This window comes from Methylobacterium gossipiicola (assembly GCF_900113485.1).
Taxonomy (GTDB): Bacteria; Pseudomonadota; Alphaproteobacteria; order Rhizobiales; family Beijerinckiaceae; genus Methylobacterium; species Methylobacterium gossipiicola.
The window spans coordinates 1-2,486 of record NZ_FOPM01000063.1 but is presented as its reverse complement, the minus strand read 5'-3'; the positions used below and the strand labels follow the sequence as shown (position 1 = coordinate 2,486).

2 protein-coding genes are annotated in these 2,486 nt (G+C 55.6%); both read left to right on the top strand.

Annotated features, from left to right (window positions below; all coding sequences use genetic code 11):
* The first annotated feature begins 291 nt into the window (after window positions 1-291).
* Window positions 292-1,347 (top strand): toprim domain-containing protein, encoded by a 1,056-nt coding sequence (locus BM249_RS20980; protein WP_091975546.1) that lies wholly within the window; start codon window positions 292-294, stop codon window positions 1,345-1,347.
* 103 nt (window positions 1,348-1,450) lie between these two features.
* Window positions 1,451-2,356 carry a DUF6615 family protein gene (locus BM249_RS21490; protein ID WP_143103839.1) on the top strand — a complete coding sequence of 302 codons (906 nt, stop codon included), beginning with the start codon at window positions 1,451-1,453 and terminating at the stop codon, window positions 2,354-2,356.
* Window positions 2,357-2,486 lie beyond the last annotated feature (130 nt).

Genomic DNA, 2,486 nt, shown 5'->3' with positions numbered 1-2,486 from the left:
AGAGAGACGAAAACGCAAAACGCGCCAATCCGTTCAAGCGACGACAGGCCCTAATCGTAGTTCGACATAAAAAATTTTGCTCTAAGAATTCTGCCTTTCCGACGAAATTGCCGGGGCATTGAAGGCAACATACCGAACGCGATCCGCAGAGATCAAAATTAAAATCTGAAAAATTTATATCGACTTCATGTCGGCCCCTCGGAGACAATGATGTCTGCCGCCGCGCCTGTGTAGATTTATCGCTATTAGATCAGCGCGGGCGGACATTTTTCAAAATAAAAGCTAGGAACGATGAGCTTTATCGAAAAATCATTGCACACGAACTTTGTCTGGGATGCTTTCGACCACTCCTACCTCGGGCGCCGTAAGAGGCGGTCGAGCGGCTTCATCGATATCAACTGCCCGATGTGCGTCCTCCAAGGCGAAGGCGCAGACACCCGCTATCGATGCGGTTTGAAGTCCGATCTGGGTGCCCTCGGCGTGAATTGCTTCAATTGCGGCTTCAAGGCGAGGTGGTCGCGAGGCTGGATGCTGTCGAAGAAAATGAAGGACTTCCTTGCAGCTTCCGGCGTCCCTGATGTGGAACTGGCCTTGATCTCATCGAAGGCTGCGTTGCTGAAGCGAAGCTCCACCGCCTTCGGTGCTACGCCGATTGTCGAACCTCCCTGCTACTACCCAGAAGCCGCGCTGCCGGACGACGCTAAATCCATCGACGAGTGGGCCAACGAAGGCTGCACCGATCCCGACTTCATCGCGGTCGCGGAGTACCTCTTCTCACGCGGCGAGGCAGTCGCCGCATGGGAGTCGTACTGCTGGTCACCCTCCCCGAAGGACGGCATGAACCGGCGGCTAATCCTGCCATTCACGTTCGGCGGCAAGAACGTTGGATACACGGCTCGTGCGATCGATTCCGCGATCGAGCCCCGCTATATCGGCAGGAAACCACCGGATTTCCTCTTCAACAACGAGGTTCTGGTGAAGCGAACCCGCAAGTACGTGGTCGTCGTGGAAGGCGCCTTTGATGCGCTCGCGATCGACGGCGTCGCGCTCCTCGGCTCGACCCTGACCTCCAAGCAGGCAGCGTGGCTTCGTCACTCCGGTCAAACGGTCATCGTGATGCCTGACCGAGACGAGGCAGGAAGCAAGCTGATTGACGCTGCATTGAAGTATGGCTGGCGCGTCGCGTTCCCGAGCGTGAAGGGCGACAAGCGGTGGTGGGAAGCTGACGTGAAAGATGCAGCGGAGGCAGCGCGTCGATACGGCAAGCTCTGGACGGTGCTCTCCCTGATCGAAAGCTCGACGGCCGACCCGACCGTCATTGCCGTGAAACGCAGTATGTGCCGGTAAGCTGAGAAATTTTATGGGTCAGCCCCTCCTGGTGGCGACGATCTGTTAAATTTCACAGCTTTAGGATGTGCCTTGATCGATTGCACAACGGGATACGGGCCAAGTGACACAAACTCTCTGCGATTTGGCTTCGAGTCTACCCGGCTTGATTGGTATAATTCTCGATCGCGAGAGCAAACTAAAGCGCGGGCGATTTCGAGAAGAGACACTCACCGATGTGTTTGTCGCCGCGCTCGCCGCTTTTGCTGGTCCTGAATTAGTGATCCAATATCCGCACGAAGCGACCACCGGGGGCGATCTCGACCTGGAGTTTTGGCACGTGGAGACGGGCAGACGAATACTTCTGCGGCTCCAGGCGAAACGCCTAAACGCGCTACATAATGGCGACAAGCTCGTTTCGATACACCACCGGTCATATCGTGAATTGCTTCATGTCGTGAATTCAACGGGGGAATATCAGTTCAAGACCTTGGTCGATACGAGTGGTCCGTACCTTCCACTCTACATATTTTACAACCACGCCTCCGTAAGCGCCGATCCATATTACGCCTTAGATGCACCGCAGGTCAGCGGAATCAATCTCGCTTTTGCATTCGATATCGAACGCGAAATGCAAGCAAAAATCGATGCTAAGCCTAGCGTGTTACATCATAAACGGCTCAGCCATCTACGACCGTTCTTTTTTGAGTTGAAAGACATTCTCTGTCCAGGGAGCCATCTGGCAGGGCTCGTGCCGACGCCGGACGCAGTTTCCGACAAGCTGCGGGACGAGTGGCGTCGGCCTCGCTTGAGGGGCAGACCATCTGACGATTCGGAGCGTATGCTTAGATACCTTTCGGAAGCTCCCAGCCTGCGTCCTAGTCGCGATCCCCGGCAACGACTTCCCGATGGTCCTGCTATTCGAACCAGCGCCGCTGTCGAGCGTGATACCATCACGTTTATCTCAGGTCGGACAGAAGACGAAAGGACTCCTCGCATCATTGATCCGAGACACCCCCGGAGAGGCTGATCGACAGCATCGAGAACCAGAGTTCTGGACGCCTCTTCGAGAAGTTCCGGAATGCTCGGGGTAACTGCTATCGGCACCTTCCGAGCGTGAACTTCAAGAAGATGGTGCTGATTAGCGGAGCGGCAGCCCA